The sequence below is a fragment of the Curtobacterium sp. BRD11 genome (assembly GCF_031844345.1).
In the GTDB taxonomy this organism is placed as follows: domain Bacteria; phylum Actinomycetota; class Actinomycetes; order Actinomycetales; family Microbacteriaceae; genus Curtobacterium.
On the sequence record NZ_JAUZUZ010000001.1, the window covers coordinates 509,963 to 528,056 of the forward strand.

Sequence of the window (18,094 nt, forward strand, 5' to 3'; positions counted from 1 at the left end):
GTCCTGCCCCGCCGGAGCGGGGCAGCGCCGGAGCACGTCAGCGCCGGTGCGTGCTCGTCTCGTGGTCGTCGAACAGGACGTCGGGAGCGTCGACCCGGCGATCGGTCACGGTGGTCGGGCTCTCGAGGTGCACGGCGCCGGACGGCAGGATGCCCGCGCCGCCGAAGCGCTCCATCACCCGCCACTGCGCGACGACGTCCTCGCCGGAGTGCTGCGGGGGCAGGGCGTCCCAGAACCGGAAGCCACCCACCTGTTCGAGGGCGGCACGGTCGTAGACGACGCACGCGCCGACCCAGGCGACCCGGTAGGGCACCCACCCTCCGGTCTCGACGTCGAGCTCCGCTGCGACGTGTGCCGGGTTCGCGGCGTTGTGCAGCGACAGTCGGTCGAAGCCGGGCGTCCCGCGGCGCACGACCTCGGGCACGACCGGGCCGTCCCACGGTTCGAACACGGCGGTCTCGTGCGGTCGACGGTCCTCCAGGTACGACAGGCCCTGGACGGCGCTGCCGACGAAGCCGCACCCCAGGTCGCGGAGCGCGTCGAGCATCCGGCGGACGGTGCCCGGCTCGAGCCAGACGTCGTCGTCGAGGTAGAGCACCGCGGGAGCGGTCGCGTGGTCGAGGAGGTGCTGCCGGTGCTCTGCGAGACCACGCCGTTCCGGGTGGGCGAGGAGCGTGACGGGACGGCCCTGTGCCTCCAGGACGCGCAGCATGGCGGCCACCGCCGGTTCGGAGGCGGCGTCCTGGCCCGCTGACTGGTCGCTGAGGACCAGGCGCAGGTCGGCGTCGGTCTGTGCCGCGAGCCCGGCGAGCGTCGTCGCGAGCTCGGCCGGCCGCCCGACGGTCGGCACCAGGACGTCGACCTCGGCCGGACCGCGGTCGTCCGTCCGGGGGCGTGCCCAGGCACCGGACCAGCGGGCGGCGGTCACGGTGCCGGGTCGGGCTCGACGGCGGGTGCCGTGGAGTCCGCGGTGTCGGTCGCCGGAGCCGTGCCGGCGGCTGCGGCCGCGGCGGCGGTGGCCTCGCGGATGCGCCGCACGACCGCGGTCGTCGAGTGCTCCGGCACGTAGTCGACCATCACGACCTCACCGCCGTACGCCCGGACGACCCCCGTCTCCTCGAGCATCTCGGGGGAGTAGTCGCCGCCCTTGACGTAGACCTCGGGGCGCAGGCGCTCGATGAGCGGGATCGGGGTGTCCGTCGCGAAGACGGTCACGAGGTCGACGCAGGCGAGGGCTGCGAGCACGCCCGCCCGGTCCTCGGCGGTGTTGATCGGACGCTCCGGACCCTTCAGCCGGCGGACCGAGTCGTCGTCGTTGAGGGCGACCACGAGCAGGTCGCCGAGCTCGCGGGCCTGCCGGAGGTAGGTGGTGTGCCCGCGGTGCACGACGTCGAAGCAGCCGTTCGTGAAGACCACGCGACGGCCGGCGGCACGGGCGGCGTCGACGGCCAGGGCGAGGTCGTCGTGGTCGACCACGGTCGCGGCGGGGGCCGTCACGGAGTCGATCAGGGCCGCGGCGGTGCAGACCGAGGTGCCCGCCTCGCGGACCACGACGTCGGCGGCGGCCTGCGCCACCGCGATCGCGTCACGGAGCGGAGCACGCACGGCCAGGGCGACCGTGGCGGCGGCACAGAACGTGTCGCCCGCGCCGGATGCCTGCTGCTCCGACGCCGGCGTCGCGCGGGTTCGGAAGGCCTGGTCCGCGCCGGGCTCGAGCAGGACGGTGCCGTCGCGGTCGAGGGTGACGACCGCCGCACGGGCGCCGCTGCGGGCGAGGACCTCCTGCCGGGCGTCCACGACGACCGGCACCCGGGCCGAGCCGGCTCCGAGGTCGCGACCGAGCAGGCCGGCGGTCTCGCCGGCGTTCGGGGTGACCAGGTCGGGGTGCAGGTCGGCCCACCGCGTCAGGTCGTGGGCATCGACGACGACGGCACCGGGGCGGTCGCGGTCGAGGACGGGCACGACGTCCTCGGGTTGCACACCGAGGCCGTAGTCGCACACCACGGCGGCGTCGGCGCCCCGGACGGCGCGGGCGACGGCCTCGCCGAGGCGGGTACCGGCGTGCGCGTCCGGCGTCGCCGCGATCTCGTCGACGCGGACGACCACGCGGTCGCCGCCGACCACCCGCGACTTCGTGGTGGTGCGGGCACCGGCGACCTCGACCAGGTGGGTCGTGTCGACGCCGGCGGTCTCGAGCCGGTCGCGGAGGACGCGTCCGGACTCGTCGTCACCGATGAGTCCGACCATGCGGACACGGGCGCCGAGGGCGCGGGCGTTCACCGCCGTGTTCGCGGCGCCGCCCGGGACGGCGACCGTCTCGGTCACACGGACCACGGGCGCCGGGGCCTCGCGGGAGACGCGCTCGGCCTCCCCGACGGTCCAGCGGTCGAGGATGCAGTCGCCGATGACGACGACGAGCGGTTCGCGGTCGTCGACCGAGGCGACCAGGTCGCGGACGAGACGGACGTCGGCGGTCATCGGGTTCCTCCGGTGGTGCGTGCGGGGGCGGACTCGAGGTGCACGACGGTGGTGGTCGTCATCTCGTCGAGCAGGTGCGGGCCGTAGCCGAAGCCGGCGCCCGAGGCCCCGCGCGGCTGGGCGCTGCCGCCCGGTGCGCCGCCGAACACCGCGTTCACCTTGACGGTGCCGACGGGGAGCTCGGCTGCGGCGCGGAGGGCGTGACCGGTGTCGCCGGTGAGCACCGTCGCGGCGAGGCCGTACCGGTCGGCCGCGGCGAGGCGCAGGCCCTCGTCGAACGACTCGACGACGCGGACCGGTGCGAGGGGACCGAAGGTCTCCTCGGTCATCACGACCATGTCGTCGGTGCAGTCGGTCAGGACGGTGGCCGGGTAGAACGTGCCGACACCGCCGGGCGTCGTCCCGCCAGTGCGCACGGTGGCGCCGCGCTGCACGGCGTCGTCGACGTGCGCCTGCACCGTGCCGCGGAGCCGGTCGTCGACGAGCGGACCGAACTCGGCGGCGGGCGACGCCGTCCGTCGCTCCGCCTCGGCGACGAGCGCCGCGGTGAACTCCTCGGCGACATCGCGGTGCACGTAGACGCGCTCGACGCTCGTGCAGATCTGACCCGTGTTCGCGAAGGCGCCGAGCGCGACCTGTGCGGCGGCCCACGCGGGGTCCACGTCGGCGTCCACGACGACCGCGTCGTTGCCGCCGTTCTCGCGGATGACGTGCGCGCGCGTGCTCGCGGCGACCTCGGAGAGGCGGTCGCCGGTGGCGGTGGAGCCGACGTGGGCGTACACGTCGATGCCGTCCTGCTCGAGCAGCGCCTCGCCGGTCGAGGCGTCACCGTCGACGCCCACCAGGACGCCCTCCGGCAGGACCTCGGCCAGCAGCGTGTTCAGCCGGGCGATCGTGCCGGGGCACCGCTCGCTGCCCTTGTGCACCACGGTGTTCCCGGTGACGAGCGCGGCACCGAGGATCCCGAGCGCCACGGCCACCGGGTCGTTCCACGGCGTCAGGGCGAGCACCACGCCGCGGGGGTGGGGGACCGACCAGTCGGCCGCACCGAACTGCCCGCGGAGCGCCTCGCCGCGGTGGACCGGGCCGAGCTCGGCGTACTGCACGAGCGTCCCGATGCCGGCCTGCACGCCGCCCATCGCGTCGCCGGGCACCTTCCCGGTCTCCCGGGTGTTCAGGTCGGCGAGCTCCTGGGCGTGGTCGCGGAGGTGCGCTGCTGCTGCGTGCAGCAGGGCTCCGCGCTCCGCCGGTGCGGTGCGCGCCCACGCGGGTGCGGCCGCCCGTGCGCGCGCGACAGCGTTCGCGACGTCCTCGCTCGTGGAGCGCGGGGTCGTCGTGGCGATCGACCCGTCGACGGGGTCGGTGATGACCATGTGGTCGGTGTCGGTCGCGGTCGCTGACGGGGTGGCGAGGGTCATGGTGTCCTTCCGGAGACGGGCGTACGGTTCCACGGTGCTCCCGGGGACCTGTGCGGGGTGCCGGTTTCGGGTGCTCGGTCCGGAGAGCGCACCGGACGGGTCCGGGACGGCGTCGGCCCGGCAGCGCTCTCGGCTCGGTTCCGGTAGACGGGTGTGGTGCAACTGATCGGCAACGGTGGAGAACGCTTCGACGACGTCCGGGAGATCGCGGTGCTCCGCGGCGGTGGCCTTGGGGACCTGCTCTTCGCGGTCCCCGCGATCGAGGCGCTGCACGCCGCGTACCCCGACGCCCGCATCACGCTGCTCGGGAGCCCGCTGGCCCCGGCGGTCCTGCGCGGACGGACCGACGCGGTGCACGCGTTCGAGGAACTCCCGGTGTCGCCCGGGGTGCGTGACGCCGGGGAGGGTGCGCCGACGCTGCACGACTTCGAGTCGCGGCTCCGCGGCCGGTTCGACCTCGCCGTGCAGCTGCACGGCGGCGGTCGGAACTCGAACCCGTTCCTGCTGCGCCTCGCCGCACTGCACACCGTCGGCACCGCGACCGAGGACGCCGAGGTCCTGGAGCGGTGGGTCCGCTACGTCTACTACCAGCACGAGGTGCTCCGCGGGCTCGAGGTCGTCTCGCTCGCCGGTGCCGCCCCGGTCACCCTGGACCCGCGCGTGCACGTGGGCGCCGAGGAGCGCCGTGCCGTGCGCGACCGCCTCGGCGTCGCCGGCCACCTGGTGGCCGTGCACCCCGGCGCGACGGACCCGCGGCGCCGGTGGAACCCCGAGCGGTTCGCAGCCGTGGTGTCCGCGCGGCTCGACGCCGGCGACGACGTCGTGCTCGTCGGCGACGCGACGGACGTGCCGGCGGCGCAGGCCATCCGCAGTGCCGTGCCGGTGGCCCTGCACGACCGTCTCCACGACCTGACCGACGCCCTGCCGCTCGCGGAGCTCCCCGCGGTGCTCGCGGCCGCTGACGTCATGGTCGGCGACGACTCCGGCCCGCGGCACCTCGCCGTCGCGGTCGGCACCCCCACGGTCGGCGTGTTCTGGTTCGGCAACGTGGTGAACGCGGGCCCGATCGACCGCGGACGGCACCGGGTGCACATGTCCTTCGTCACGCGCTGCCCGGTGTGCGGCATCGACGTGACCCAGGTCGGGTGGACCGCTGAGCGCTGCGAGCACGACCCGTCGTACGTCGACGAGGTCCAGCCCGAGGCCGTGCTCACCGACGTCGAGGACCTCCTCGCGACCGTGCGACCCCGGGAGCGAACGGCCGCACCGGTCGTCTGAGCCGGCGCAGGAGTGCACCCGGACGCCGGCTCCGACCCCGTCGGGAACCGCGCGATCGGGTGGGACGTGCCACGCGCACTGCGCCGAGCGGGCGCGATCCGTCGCCGGGCGGCGCCGAGCGTGACGGATCGGGCCCGCTCGGAGAACCGAGCGGGCAGACCCAGCGGGCAGACCCAGCGGGCAGACCGAGCGGACAGCCGGGCAGCTGGACCGAACGACGGGAGGCGCGGTACCGACCGGCACCGCGCCTCCCGTTGCGTCGTCAGCGGGGCCTACGGCCAGCTGGGCTCCGTCGCGGGCATGATCGACAGCTCGCGGATCTCGCAGCCGGCCGGCTGCGACAGCGCGAACAGGATCGAGTTCGCCACGTACTCCGGCTCGATGAGCTGCGCGTCCGGGCCCGGCTTGTACTGCTCGGTCCGGCCCTCGAAGAACGCGGTGCGCATGCCGGCGGGGATGATGTTCGTCACACCGATGCGCCCGGCGGTCTCGGCGGCCAGCGCCTGCGAGAAGCCGCGCACGCCGAACTTCGACGCCGAGTAGGCCGTGCCGTCGCCGACGCCCTTGAGCGCGAGCGACGACGAGATCGTCACGACGCGGCCGTGCGTCGCCTCGAGGGCGGGCAGCGCGGCGCGCACCACGGCGGCGGTGCCGAGCAGGTTGACCCCGACGATGCGCTCCCAGTCGCCCGACGAGATCCCGCCGATCGGCGCGGGCTTGTCGATGCCCGCGGCGGTGACGACGGCGTCGAGTCCGCCGTGGCGCTCCGCGGCCTCGCGGACGGCGCGCTCGGTCGCCTCGGTGTCCGTGACGTCCACGGCGACGGCGTCGGTGCCCTCCGGGACGCCGTCGACGCGCAGGTCGAGGACGATGGGGGTGCCGCCGGCCTCGACGACCGCGGCGACGACGGCCGCGCCGAGACCGGAGGCGCCGCCGGTGACGAGGACGCGACCGATGGGGGTGGTGGGGACGGGCATGGACTTCCTTCCGGGAGTGGCGTGGTGCCGGTCCGTCGGCGGTGCCGACGGGACGTGTGTGGTGACCGGTGACGGACGGGAGGCCCGTGGCGGCGGTGCGCCGTGCCTCCCGTCCGACGTGTGGTCGGGGTGGGTCCTCAGCCGACCGCGGCGAGTGCCGCGGCGAGCCGCGTGGTGGACCGACCGGGGTGGAACGGGACGGTGACGACCCGACCGCCCCACTCGGCGAGCGTGGCTGCCTCGGGGAGCTCGCTCGCCGCGTAGTCGCCGCCCTTCGCCCAGACGTCCGGGCGGAAGCGGCGGAGGGCCTCGTCCGGGGTGTGCTCGTCGAAGACGACCACGGCGTCGACGCAGTCGAGCGCGAGCAGCAGCTCGACCCGGTCGTCCTGCGTCATGATCGGGCGCTCCGGCCCCTTGAGGGCGCGCACCGAGTCGTCCGAGTTGAGGCAGACCACCAGGCAGTCGCCGAGCGCCCGCGCTGCGGAGAGTGTGCGGGCGTGCCCGGCGTGGAGCAGGTCGAAGCAGCCGCCGGTGGCGACGACGGTCCCACCGGCGCTGCGGACGTCGTGCACGACGCGCAGCGCGTCGCGGTCCACGCCGGGGACGGGCACCGGAGCCGGGCCGTCGTCGGCGAACAGCGCGGTCACGCCGCCGGCTGCGAGGTACTCCGAGGCAGCGAGCACGCCCGCGGCGACGGCCTCGGCGACGTCAGCACCCTCGGCGAGGGCGATGGCGACGCCCGCGGCGAGGCGGTCACCGGCGCCGCACGGGTCGCCGGCGGTGACGGACGGGGCCGGGACGAACCGGCTGTCGAGCGCGGCTGGCCCGGTGCCGTCCCCGCTGCGGCGCGACGCGACGAGGGCGCCGCGGTCGCCCATCGTGACGGCGACGGCGTCGACGTCCCAGGTCCGGACGAGCTCGGCCGCGGCGTCCGTGGCGAAGGGCACGCCTTCGCCGGGGAGGTCGGTGAAGCGCCGGGCCTCGCTGGTGTTCGGGGTCACGACCGCGGTGCCCGCGACGGGGGAGGCACCCTTCGGGTGCGGGTCCCACACCACCGGCGTCGTGCGGGCCACGGCGGCGAGGGCGGTACGGAGCCCGTCGGCGGCCGCGACGCCACGGCCGTAGTCGGCGACGACGATCGCGTCGGCGCCCTCGAGCGCTGCGGTCATCTCGGCGGTCGTGCCGGGGACGGGCGGGGTGGCGCACCCCTCGTCGATGCGGACGAGCGCGTGGTCGACCACGCGGACGCGGGTCTTCACCGGGGTCGGCGCACCGGACGGACCGGCGACGACGTGCACGTCGGGCAGCAGGGCGCGGATCTCGTCGGCACGGTCGTCGTCGCTCAGCACGGTGACGAGCGTCACGTCGTGGCCGTCGCGCACGAGCATCGAGGCGACCAGGCCGGCGCCACCGGCACGACGGTCGTCGGTCCGGACGTCGACGACCGGGACGGGGGCGTCCGGGCTGAGCCGTTCGCTCGTGCCCGAGACGTCGACGTCGAGCAGGGTGTCGCCGACGACGACGATGCGACGCCGGGTGCCGTCGCCGGAGCCCGGCGTCGCGCTGGCGGTGCGCTCCGTGCCGCTCACCGGCGGCCGCCGCGGCGGAGGGCCGGCTCCATCGCACGGCACAGGGCGTGCACGAGGACGAGCTGTGCCTCCTGCACGTTGGCCGAGGGGCCCTCGATGCGGATCGCGTCGTCGACCGCGTCGGCGAGCGGGTTCGGCCCGGGGCCGGTCATCGCGATCGAGCGTGCACCGACGGCCCGAGCGGCCTCGGCCGCGCGGAGCAGGTTCGGGCTCTTGCCGCTCGTGCTGAGCAGCACGACGACGTCACCGGCGCGCGCGTGCGCCGTCACCTGGCGGGCGAAGACCTGGTCGTAGCCGTAGTCGTTCCCGATCGCGGTGACGGCGGAGCTCTCGGCGTGCAGGGAGATCGCCGAGTACGCCGGACGGTCCCCGTCGAAGCGGCCGGTCAGCTCGGAGGTGAGGTGCTGGGCCTCCGCCGCCGAGCCGCCGTTGCCCGCGGCGAGCAGACGACGGCCCGCGACGAGCCGCGCGGCGATGTCGTCCGCCCACGCCGCGATGTGGTCCTTGTGGTCGACGAGCGAGGCGATCACGGGCACCGAGGCGGCGATGTGGTCGACGACGGTCCGGACGCTGGCGCTCTCGGTCTCCGGCTCACGCGTGCCGGTCTGCTGCTCGATGGTCATCGTGCGGTCCTCTCCGTCGGGTGCGGCAGCACCGCGGGCGTCGGGCGGGCGGTCCGTCCGGCGCGTCCGGGACGGGCGCCCGGGATGGTCGTGGCGGGGGTGATCCCGACGGGGTCGTTCGACACGGGTGCCGTGTCGGTCCCGGTCGCCGCGACGGCGGGCGCGGCGAGGCCGTTCGCGGCGCCGGCGACGAGGCGCTCGTACACGCGCTCGCTCTCGGCGGCGACCTTGTGCCAGGTGTACCGGGACTCGGCGCGCTCGCGACCCGCGCGTCCGTACGCGTCGCGCCGCTCGCGGTCGTCGAGCAGCGCGCCCACGGCGGCGGCCACGGCCTCCTCGTCGCGGGGCGGGACGTGCAGGCCGGTGGCGTCCTCCACGACGGTGTCGATGAGTCCGCCGACGCTCGACGCGACGACGGGACGACCGCACGCCATGGCCTCGAGCGGCACGATGCCGAAGGGCTCGTACCAGGGGGCGCACACGACGACGTCGGCGCTGCGGTAGACGGCGGGCATGTCGTGCTGCCCGAGCTGGCCGCGGAAGCTCACGTGCTCGCGCACCCCGAGCGACCGGGCCAGGGCGTCGAGGCGCTGGTACTCCGGGTCGTCGGCGAGGTCGGCTCCGGCCGTGCCGGCTCCGCCGACCACCACGAGCTCGGCCTCGCGGCCCTCGTCGAGCAGCTTCGCGAGCGCGGCGATGGTCGTGCCGACACCCTTCCGGCGCACCAGGCGCGACGCGGTGAGCACCCGGAAGGGGCGCCCACGCTCCTCGACGGGGCCGTCCGGCCGGAAGAGCTCGGTGTCCACACCGCACGGCACCACGGAGATGGCGTGCAGCGGCACGCCGAGGGTCTTGAGCTCGAAGGCCTCGTCGGAGCACGTCGCGACGACCTGGTCGACGCTCCGGCCCACGGCGGGCTCGATCCACTCGCGCTCCGCGGGACTCGTGTCGGCGGTGCCCTGGTGGCGACGCTTCACGACGCCCAGCGCGTGGAAGGTCTGCACGACCGGGATCCGGACGCCACCGGTGCGGGCGTGGACCTGCTTGACGGCCTCGAGCGCGGCGTACCCGGACATCCAGAAGTGCCCGTGCACCACGTCGGGGCGGTCGACGAACCACTCCGCCGCGAGCACCGAGGCGAACGTGTCCATGAACGGGAACAGGTCGTCCTTCGGGACGTGGCGGGCGGGCCCGGCGTCGACCTGCACGACCTCGACGCCCGGGCGCAGCAGCACGCGGACGGGCTGGTCGGCGTCGTCGCGCCGCGTGTACACGGTCACCTGGTGGCCGCGGTCCGCGAGGGCCGCGGACAGCTCGGCGACGTGCACGTTCTGTCCACCGGCGTCGACTCCGCCGAGCACCGCGAGCGGGCTCGCGTGCTCGGACACCATCGCGATCTTCATCGGAGGCTCCCTTCCAGCGCGGCGTCCGCCGCGCGTCCGCGTCGCGCACCACGCGCGACGGCGTCGTCGAGGAGGTCGTCCCAGTCCGCCAGGTACCGGCCGAGCGCGTGCCGCTCGAGCGCGGCCTCTCGGGCGACGGCACCGCGGCGACGGGCCTCCTCGGGGTCCTCCAGGAGCGTCCTGGAGGCACGGACCAGCTCGTCGACGTCGGTCGCGATCGCGCCGGCCTCGGCGGGCACGGTCCGTGGTGCGTCGGTCGTCGCGAGCACGAGGACCGGCATCGCCATGTGCATCGACTCGATCAGCGACAGGCCGAGCGACGTCCAGCGGTTCGGGTGCACGTACGCGCGTCGTTGCGCGAGTGCGGCGTGCATGGGGTCTGCGGGGACGTCGCCGAGGGCGACGACGCGGTCGCCGAACCCGAGTTCGGGGAGCCGGTCGGTGCCCATGCCCCAGAGGTCGACGGGTGCGACCTCGGCGAAGCGGGGGAGCAGGTCCGTGCCGACCACACGGCCCCGGCGGACCGGTTCGTTGATGACGACACCGAAGCGCTCGAGCGCGCCGGTGTAGAGCGGGCCCGGGTCGACGACGCCGTGCTCGACCACCGTCGTGCGGGTCGTGCCGCAGTCCCACATGAGGGCGTTCCAGTGCGTGACGTGCGCGATCACCAGGTCGTCGCGGTCGCGCATCGGGTGCAGGCTGCTCGGGACGTCGACGCGCGGGGCGTTGTGCTCGACGAAGACCACGGGGACCTCGCGGCCGCGGAGCAGGCGACGGGCCTCCTCGAGCTCCTCGGTGCGCTGCAGGACGACCACGTCGACCTCGGCGTCGGCGAGGTCGGCCGGGTCGATCTCGATCGCGTTCGCCGGCCAGTCGCGGCCGCCCCGCCCGAGCCCCCAGCCGTCGCGGGCCGGTGTGGTGGGGATGAGGTACTCGTGGGGGCCGCGGACGAAGGCGTCCATCCAGCCGCCGTGCACGTGCCACACGAGGATCCGCATGCAGGGCCTTTCGACGGTTCGGTGCCCCTCCGGACAGCTGCCCCGCCGGCGCTCGCGCGCGCTGCGCGGGTGCCGGGAAGAGGAGCAGGAGGAGCAGTGGCGCACGCTACGGGAGCACTGCTGGTCCTCCTCGCAGCTTCTCCTGCTTCATCCGCTGAGCGCACTGCCGTCCGCGACGGCGCCGGGTCCGGTGCCGCGCGCCAGCAGGCGTCCGTGTGCGTCGAGGACGTCCTGCACGCGCACTCCGGACAGGCACGGGTGGCCCGGGACCGGGCACTCCCGGGCACGGCTCAGGCGGCAGGCGGCGGTCTGGTCGCCGAGCAGTTCCACCTCGGGTGCGTACGGGGCCCACTTCACCGCCGGCACCACCGGCGAGAACAGGCTGACGATGCGCGCACCCACCGCGGCGGCGAGGTGTGCCGGACCGGTGTTGCCGACGACGACGACCTCGGCGCCGGCGAGGACCGCGGCGAGCTCGGCGGGCGACGTCCGACCGCCGAGGTCGACCGCGGTGTCGCCCGCGACGGCGGCCGTGAGCGCCCGCTCGCCGGGGCTGCCCGTGACGACCACGGGGATCCCGCGCTCGGCGTAGGCCGCGACGAGGTCACGGTGGTGCTCCTCCGGCCAGGAGCGCGCCGGGACGCTCGCGCCGGGGTGGACGACCACGTAGCGGTCCAGGGCGGCCACCTCGGGTGGTGCGACGGCGTCGATCCGCACCACGAGCCTCCCGTCGTCATCCGCCGGCAGGGCGAACCCGGCGGCCTCGGCGATGCGGAGGGCGCGCTCCGGCTCCGGGAGGTCCTCCGGCAGGTCCTCGCCCGGGCGGAGCCGCACGTCGAGCAGCGACCCGGGGTGGTCGACCGACGCACCGGAGACCCGGGGCACCCCGGCCAGGCGGAGCAGCAGGGCGACCGGCAGGGGCGACTGGTGGAACGAGGTGAGCACGACGGCCTCGTCGGGCTGTTCCTCGGTGACGAGCGCACGGAACTCGCCGAGCAGCGCGTCGTCGATCGGCCGCGCGGTCTCGGTCACCCAGGGCGCTGCCCAGACCCGCACCCGGTCGACCCCGGGCAGCAGGTCTGCGGCCGGGGAGCCCTGGGGGCCGCAGAGCATCGTGACGTGCGCGGCCCCCGCGGCGACGGCGCGCACGGCGGGGCCGGCCACCAGGACGTCGCCGAACGAGTCGAGCCGGACGACCAGGACGCGCGGACCGGTCCGCTCGTCGGCCGTGGTCGACTCCGCACCCTCGGGACCGCGCTGCTCGGCGCGGCTCACGCCCGGGCCGCCGGGACCCGGGCCAGCACGAGGGAGACGGCGTCGTCGAGGGAGCCGGCGACGGTCTCCGCCGCCTCGACCTCCTCGGCGCGCGTCCGCGGCGTCGGCACCAGCACGCCCTGCGCACCCGCCGCCGCCGCCGCACCGACGTCGGCGCCGATGTCCCCGACCACCACGATCTCGGACGGGTCGAGCCCGAGCCGTCGCGCGGCGTCGAGCACCATCCCCGGACGCGGCTTGCGGCACGCACACCCGTCGCCGGCGTCGTGCGGGCAGACGCACCAGACGTCGAACGGGCCGACCAGCTCGTCCACGCGGGCGTTCGTCGCGTCGACCTGCTCGCGGGTCGCCAGGCCCTTCGCGATCGCCGACTGGTTCGTCACGACCCCGACGCGCAGACCGGCGGTCCGGGCGCGCTCGACCGCGCGGTGGGCGCCGGGCACGGGGACGACCTTGTGGGGGTCGGCGTTGTACGGGACGTCGATGACGAGGGTGTCGTCACGGTCGAAGAGCAGACCGCGGACGGCGCGGTCCTTCGCGAGAGCCATGCTCCTTGGTACCGTCCGCCGGCCGGGAACCGGCCCAGGCGCGGCCGGATACCGTCGGACCGTGACCGCCGTCCCCGCCCTGCCCCCGTCCGACGGACGCCCCGACCTGCTCGTCCTGCGCGCCATCAAGCTCGGGGACGCGCTCGTCGCCGTCCCCGCACTGCACGCGCTCCGCCGGGCGTTCCCCGGCCACCGGATCACCCTGGCGACGACCGCGTGGCTCGCCCCGGTCGTCGAGCTGCTGCCCGTCGACGTGCACCTCGCGCAGCACGGGCTCGACCACCCGATCGCCGCCCCCGCCGGAGCGGTCGACGTCGCGGTCAACCTGCACGGTGCCGGGCCGGAGTCGTCCGACCTCGTCGCCGCACTCGGTGCCCGGCGCGTGATCGGCCACGCCGACCCGACCCACGGGTACGAGGGCCCGGAGTGGCCGGACGACGTCCACGAGCGGGAGCGCTGGGCGGACCTGCTCACCTGGCACGGCATCCCCGCCGACCCCGACGAGGTCGCCATCGCCCGCCCGGCCGCCCCGTCCGCCGCGCCGGGTGCCGCGGTCGTGCACATCGGCGCCTTCCACGGTGCGCGGCACTGGCCGACCGACCGCTTCGCAGCCGTGGTGCGAGGGCTCCGCGAGCGCGGCCTCGACGTGGTCCTGACGGGAGGCGCGGACGACGTCGAGCGCGCCACCGCCGTCGCGCAGTCGGCCGGCTTGCCGCCGGAGGCGGTCCTCGCGGGCGCGCTGGAGCTGCAGGCCTTCGCCGGCGTCATCGCATCGGCATCGCTCGTCGTGACCGTCGACACGGGGGCGGCCCACCTCGCCTCCGCCTACGGGATCCCGTCCGTCGTGGTGTTCGGGCCGGCGCCGCCCGAGGCCTGGGGACCGCCCGCCTCCGGTCCGCACGTCGTGCTCACCGACGCGTCCGTGCGCCGCGGGGACGTGTTCGCGGAGGACCCGGACCCGGCGCTCCTGGCCGTCGGCGTGGACGACGTGCTCGCCGCCGTCGACTCGCTCCCGGTCGCCCCCGTCACTTCGCCGTGAACCCGCCGAGGGGTCGTCGGTAGCGTCGAGGCGTACCTGTCCTGCTCGAAGGGAGCGCCCCGTGTTCGAAGCCGCCAACATCCGTGACTGGATCGGCCTGCCCGTCGTCGACGAGACCGAGGACAAGATCGGCACGCTCGAGAGCATCTACTACGACACCGCGACGTCCGATCCCGCCTTCGGCGCCGTCACCACCGGGCTGCCCGGGTTCCAGAAGCTGCTCTTCGTCCCGCTCGTCGGTGCGACGGTGGCGCCGAAGCACCTGCTCGTGACGTTCCCGAAGAAGCTCGTCAAGGACGCCCCGACCATCCCGACCGACGGTGAGCTCGAGGCCTCGACCGAACCCGTGCTGTACGAGCACTACGGCCTGCAGTACCAGACCGGCAGCAACGGGGAACGGCGCCTGGGTCGTCGCTGACACCGGCACCCGGGACGGGCAGGTAGCCTTGCCCGTCCCGTCGTCGCGTCCACCCGGAGGACCCCCTGCAGCGCACCACCCGCTCGAAGCGGTCGACCGCCGTCGCCCTCGTGCTCGCGGTCCTCGCCGCGGTCGTCGTCGCGCCGTCGGGCCCGGTCGCGGTCGCACCGACCGACGGCGCCGTCGCGGCGCCGATGTGGCCGGTCCCGGAGCCGTACCCGGTGACGGACGACCCGGCCGAGACGCTCGCCGACCTGCCGCCGGGCAGCGAGTACGTCGCACTCGGCGACTCCTACTCGGCCGGCTACGGCCTGGGCGACCCGACCCGGCTGCCGACGAGCGCCTGCGCGCAGTCGGCGCGCGACTACCCCCACCGGCTCGCGGCGCGCTTCGGACTCGACCTGACCGACGTGACGTGCGCGGGGGCGACCAGTCGTGACGTCGTGTCGGGGTACCAGTTCCGCGGGGTGCCGCCCCAGGTCCGGGCACTGTCCGAGGACACCCGGCTGGTCACGCTGACGATCGGCGGCAACGACGCCGACCTGTTCGGCACCGCCGCATCCTGCCTGGCGCTGTCCTCCCGCGGCCCGGTGTTCTCCGGTCGGGACGCCCCGTCGTGCCGCAGCACCCTCGTGCACGACGGGGTGGACGACCTCGACGTGCGCATCCGGTCCCGGGTCGCGCTCGGGATCGCGGACACGCTCGCCGCGGTCCGCCGGGCCGCGCCGAACGCGGTCGTGGTCTTCCTCGGCTACCCGGCGATCTTCCCGGACGCGGCCCACACGCCGGCGCGGGGGTGCTTCCGCTCGGCGCTCGACCTCGGCTCGCTCGTGGGGTCCTTCCCGCGGGACACCTACCCGTTCACCGACGGCGACGTCCGGTACCTGCACGGGGTCCAGGAGTCGCTCGACGAGGTCTCGGCGTCCGCTGCCGAGGCGGCCGGCGTCCCGTTCGTCGACGTGTTCGCCCGGTCGCAGGCGCACTCGGCCTGCGCGACCGACGACCCGTACGTCGCGGGCGTCTCGCTCTCCGGGGCGGGCGACCTGAGCCGCATCGACATGGTGCCCGGGGCCCTGCACCCGAACGGGCGCGGGGTGGCGTGGTTGACCGGGCAGGTGGCCTCGGAGCTCCGCCGGCTCGCGGACTGAGCCGTGCACGGCCGCTCGTCGTAGGGTCGATCGGTGGTCACCAGCGCCGGACTCCTGCTGCACCGTCGGTCGCCCGTGGACGGCACCCCGGAGGTCTTCGTCGCGCACATGGGCGGACCGTTCTGGCGTCGACGCCCGCGCGCGTGGTCGATCCCGAAGGGGCTCGTCGAGGACGGTGAGGACGCACTCGACACCGCGCGCCGCGAGTTCGCCGAGGAGATCGGGGTCCCCGCACCGACGGGACCCGTGCTCGACCTCGGCGAGGTCCGCCAGGCCTCCGGGAAGCGCGTCCGGGTCTTCGCGGCACGGGCCGACGACTTCGAGGTCGACGAGGTGCGGAGCAACACGGTGCAGGTCGAGCTCCCGCGCGGTTCCGGTCGGTTCGTCGCGGTCCCCGAGGTCGACGACGCCCGCTGGTTCGGCATCGAGGAGGCGCGCGGGGTGCTCGTGTCCGGCCAGGTCGTCGCGCTCGACCGGCTGCTCGCGGCCCTGGAGGGCCGGTGATCCGCGACCCGCACCGGGGCTGTCCCTCGTCCGCGCTGCCCGGATAGCCTGAGCAAGCGTCGGGTATTCGTCGGCGCCGACACAGGGGAGCACACATGCGCAGATGGCGCACCGTCATCGCCGGCGGCATCGCCGTCGCACTCGGGGCAGGACTGGCGGTGAGCGGCGTCACGAGCGCGACGGCCGCGACCACGGGGAACTGGGCCACCGTCACGGTGGACGGCACGAGTCGTGCGTACACCGGCTCGATCGCGCTCCCGGGGTTCCCGGACACCACCTTCACGTCCACCTCCCGGCAGGCCACGGTCGTCTCCGGCGCATCGACGTGGCAGGGGGCGTCGACGCCGCCCGGCACGGTCTACGGCACCAGTCGCGGTGCGACGTACCTCAACCAGCGGCCGGCGGCGGACGACGCGCGGAGCCCTGCCGTCACGACCTGGACGTTCGACGGTGGGACGCCAGGGGCCGGCGGTTGGTCCTTCGTCCTGGGCGACGTCGACGCCGACCAGGCGACGATCTCGGCGACCCTCGCGGACGGCACCCCAGCCACCGTGGACCAGCTCGGCTACGCGGGTTCGTACAACTCGTGCTCGACCGTCTCGCCCGGCGGGTGGAGCTGCCCGCGCGATCCCGGAGGCGTGGCGGCGGGTCAGGACCTGCCGTCCTGGGACCCGGCCACGGGGGTGCTGCGGGGCAACGACGCCGCGAACGACACCGCCGGCGCGAGCGCATGGTTCACACCGACGGCGTCGCTCGCGACGCTGACCATCGCCTACCAGCAACGCAGTGGCCTCCCCGTCTACCAGACCTGGTTCGCGAACCGGACCTCGTCCCTGTCCGGCACTGCGGCACTCGACGGCGAACCACTGGTGGACACGCTCGTCACCGTGACCGCTCCGAACGGCACCGAGTACACGACGACCACCGGTGCCGACGGTGCGTACGCGTTCCCCGCGCTCACCCAGGCCGACGGGTACCGGGTGTCGATCGCGACCCCGGACAACGCGGCGGTCGACCGCGCTCCCGCGGTGGTCGACCTCCGGACCGACGTCACGGACGCCGACTTCGTCCTCAGCACGGTCCCGGGGACCGTCGACCTCGACGGCTCGGTGATCGACGCCGACGGCCGCCCCGTCGCCGACGCCGAGGTGACCGTCACGGACACCTCGGGGCTGCCCCTCGCCACCGTCGTCACGGACGCGGACGGGCGCTGGCGTGCCGTCGGCCTGCCGGCCGGCACTGCGGTCGTCGCGACGGTGAGCGGTGCCCCGCCGGTGTCGGGCTCGACCGGTGCCGACGGTGCCCCGGTGGCTGCGCTCGACCCGATCGTCCTGCCGATCAGCGTGGGCACGATCACGGGCCGCGTGACGCTCGACGGCGGCGCCCCCGCCGCACCCGCGCTCGTGGAGGTCCTGCAGGGCGGTGGCGTGGTGGCCACCGTCGAGACGGACGCCGACGGCACGTACGGTCTAGCGCTCCGGCCCGGCACCTACACCGTCCGTACCGAGGCCGCGGTCGCCGGTGCTCCGGAGCCGACCGAGCTGACGGTCGAGGTCACCGCCGACGGCACGGTCCGAGCGGACTTCCCGTTCACGACGCCGGTGGCGGTCACGGTCGGGCAGGCCGGTTCCGTCCGCTACGAGGACGGCACGCCCGTCGTGGACACGACCGTCACCGCACGGCCGGTCGAGGCCGGTTCGGGTGCCGTGGTCACGGTCGAGACGACCGCGGACGGCGGGTACTCGCTCGCCGGGTTGACGCCGTCGACGGAGTACGCCGTGAGCGTCGAGGGGGCCCCCGTCCGGACGGTCACGACGCCCGCCACGGGGACCGCCGCCGACGCCGTCGACTTCGTCCTGCCCCTGCCGACGGTCGACCAGCCGGGCACGGTCAGCGACGCGGACGGCGCCCCCGCCGCGGCCGTCCCGGTCGTGGCGACGCTGACCGGTGACGACGACGGCGAGCCGGTCAGCACGACCACCGGCGACGACGGCACCTTCGTGCTCGAGGGGCTCCGCCCGCTGACCGAGTACACGATCACGGCCGGGACCGGCTCCGAGCAGTCGGACCCGGTGGTGGTCACGACCGCCGCGGTCGGCGGCACGCCGGAGCCCGTGCGCCTCGTCCTCGCCGAGGTCGCCGTCACGCCGGAGCCCACCCCGACGGTGACGCCGCAGCCGACCGACGGCCCGACCCCGAGCGCGGCACCCGTCGCGGGCGGTACCGGCACGGGCGACGGTGGTGGCCCGACCGGTGGCGGACTGGCCTTCACCGGAGCCGACGTCACCCCCGCGGTCGCCGTCGCAGCGCTGCTGCTCCTGACCGGCGGCGGGTTGCTGTCGGTCCGCGCGGCACGTCGTCGACGGTCGGTCCCGCAGGACTGACCGCACACCCGGCC

At 75.4% G+C, this 18,094-nt stretch carries 16 protein-coding genes; 6 read left to right on the forward strand and 10 right to left on the reverse strand.

The window, feature by feature from the left end:
* Nucleotides 1-37: 37 nt before the first annotated feature.
* Genes Q9R28_RS02320 through Q9R28_RS02330 form a run of 3 tightly spaced genes read right to left on the reverse strand, consistent with a single transcriptional unit; the run spans nucleotide 38 to nucleotide 3,896 of the window.
* Nucleotides 38-928, reverse strand: coding sequence for a glycosyltransferase family 2 protein (locus tag Q9R28_RS02320; RefSeq protein ID WP_311205385.1), 891 nt, complete (start codon nucleotides 926-928; stop codon nucleotides 38-40).
* A complete protein-coding gene (gene rfaE2, locus Q9R28_RS02325; RefSeq protein WP_311205386.1) occupies nucleotides 925-2,478 on the reverse strand; it encodes a D-glycero-beta-D-manno-heptose 1-phosphate adenylyltransferase in 1,554 nt (517 codons plus the stop codon). Before rfaE2 ends, Q9R28_RS02320 begins: the two co-directional genes overlap by 4 nt.
* Nucleotides 2,475-3,896 (reverse strand): aldehyde dehydrogenase family protein, encoded by a 1,422-nt coding sequence (locus tag Q9R28_RS02330; RefSeq protein ID WP_311205387.1) that lies wholly within the window; start codon nucleotides 3,894-3,896, stop codon nucleotides 2,475-2,477. Before Q9R28_RS02330 ends, rfaE2 begins: the two co-directional genes overlap by 4 nt.
* Before the next feature lie 156 nt (nucleotides 3,897-4,052).
* Here Q9R28_RS02330 and Q9R28_RS02335 point away from each other — a divergent pair, with 156 nt between their 5' ends.
* Nucleotides 4,053-5,174: a glycosyltransferase family 9 protein gene (locus Q9R28_RS02335; protein WP_311205388.1), complete on the forward strand. Its 1,122-nt coding sequence runs from the start codon at nucleotides 4,053-4,055 to the stop codon at nucleotides 5,172-5,174.
* Nucleotides 5,175-5,446: 272 nt separating this feature from the next.
* Here Q9R28_RS02335 and Q9R28_RS02340 read toward each other — a convergent pair whose 3' ends face one another.
* The 7 genes from Q9R28_RS02340 to Q9R28_RS02370 form a co-directional block, all read right to left on the reverse strand.
* Entirely contained in the window at nucleotides 5,447-6,151 is a 705-nt protein-coding gene (locus Q9R28_RS02340; protein WP_066654246.1) for an SDR family oxidoreductase, read from the reverse strand.
* Between the two features lie 137 nt (nucleotides 6,152-6,288).
* Nucleotides 6,289-7,740, reverse strand: coding sequence for a PfkB family carbohydrate kinase (locus Q9R28_RS02345; protein ID WP_311205389.1), 1,452 nt, complete (start codon nucleotides 7,738-7,740; stop codon nucleotides 6,289-6,291).
* Nucleotides 7,737-8,363 (reverse strand): SIS domain-containing protein, encoded by a 627-nt coding sequence (locus tag Q9R28_RS02350; RefSeq protein WP_066654250.1) that lies wholly within the window; start codon nucleotides 8,361-8,363, stop codon nucleotides 7,737-7,739. Before Q9R28_RS02350 ends, Q9R28_RS02345 begins: the two co-directional genes overlap by 4 nt.
* Nucleotides 8,360-9,766 carry a glycosyltransferase gene (locus Q9R28_RS02355; protein ID WP_311205390.1) on the reverse strand — a complete coding sequence of 469 codons (1,407 nt, stop codon included), beginning with the start codon at nucleotides 9,764-9,766 and terminating at the stop codon, nucleotides 8,360-8,362. The genes Q9R28_RS02350 and Q9R28_RS02355 overlap by 4 nt, the downstream gene beginning before the upstream one ends.
* Nucleotides 9,763-10,764, reverse strand: coding sequence for a glycosyltransferase (locus Q9R28_RS02360; protein WP_311205391.1), 1,002 nt, complete (start codon nucleotides 10,762-10,764; stop codon nucleotides 9,763-9,765). Before Q9R28_RS02360 ends, Q9R28_RS02355 begins: the two co-directional genes overlap by 4 nt.
* A gap of 147 nt (nucleotides 10,765-10,911) precedes the next feature.
* Nucleotides 10,912-11,964 (reverse strand): glycosyltransferase family 9 protein, encoded by a 1,053-nt coding sequence (locus Q9R28_RS02365; RefSeq protein WP_251155513.1) that lies wholly within the window; start codon nucleotides 11,962-11,964, stop codon nucleotides 10,912-10,914.
* Nucleotides 11,965-12,035: 71 nt separating this feature from the next.
* Entirely contained in the window at nucleotides 12,036-12,587 is a 552-nt protein-coding gene (locus Q9R28_RS02370; RefSeq protein WP_066654254.1) for an HAD-IIIA family hydrolase, read from the reverse strand.
* 61 nt (nucleotides 12,588-12,648) lie between these two features.
* Between Q9R28_RS02370 and Q9R28_RS02375 the strand changes: the two genes are divergently transcribed.
* From Q9R28_RS02375 to Q9R28_RS02395, 5 genes are all read left to right on the forward strand, one after another.
* The gene (locus tag Q9R28_RS02375; RefSeq protein WP_251155473.1) at nucleotides 12,649-13,626 is read left to right on the forward strand and encodes a glycosyltransferase family 9 protein; all 978 of its coding nucleotides are present in this window, start codon (nucleotides 12,649-12,651) and stop codon (nucleotides 13,624-13,626) included.
* A gap of 61 nt (nucleotides 13,627-13,687) precedes the next feature.
* Nucleotides 13,688-14,044 (forward strand): PRC-barrel domain-containing protein, encoded by a 357-nt coding sequence (locus Q9R28_RS02380; protein ID WP_209682631.1) that lies wholly within the window; start codon nucleotides 13,688-13,690, stop codon nucleotides 14,042-14,044.
* A gap of 110 nt (nucleotides 14,045-14,154) precedes the next feature.
* Nucleotides 14,155-15,192: an SGNH/GDSL hydrolase family protein gene (locus tag Q9R28_RS02385; RefSeq protein ID WP_066654256.1), complete on the forward strand. Its 1,038-nt coding sequence runs from the start codon at nucleotides 14,155-14,157 to the stop codon at nucleotides 15,190-15,192.
* A gap of 33 nt (nucleotides 15,193-15,225) precedes the next feature.
* The gene (locus Q9R28_RS02390; protein ID WP_066654258.1) at nucleotides 15,226-15,696 is read left to right on the forward strand and encodes an NUDIX domain-containing protein; all 471 of its coding nucleotides are present in this window, start codon (nucleotides 15,226-15,228) and stop codon (nucleotides 15,694-15,696) included.
* A gap of 95 nt (nucleotides 15,697-15,791) precedes the next feature.
* On the forward strand, nucleotides 15,792-18,080 hold the full coding sequence (locus tag Q9R28_RS02395; RefSeq protein ID WP_311205392.1) for a carboxypeptidase-like regulatory domain-containing protein: 2,289 nt from the start codon (nucleotides 15,792-15,794) through the stop codon (nucleotides 18,078-18,080).
* Nucleotides 18,081-18,094: the final 14 nt, after the last annotated feature.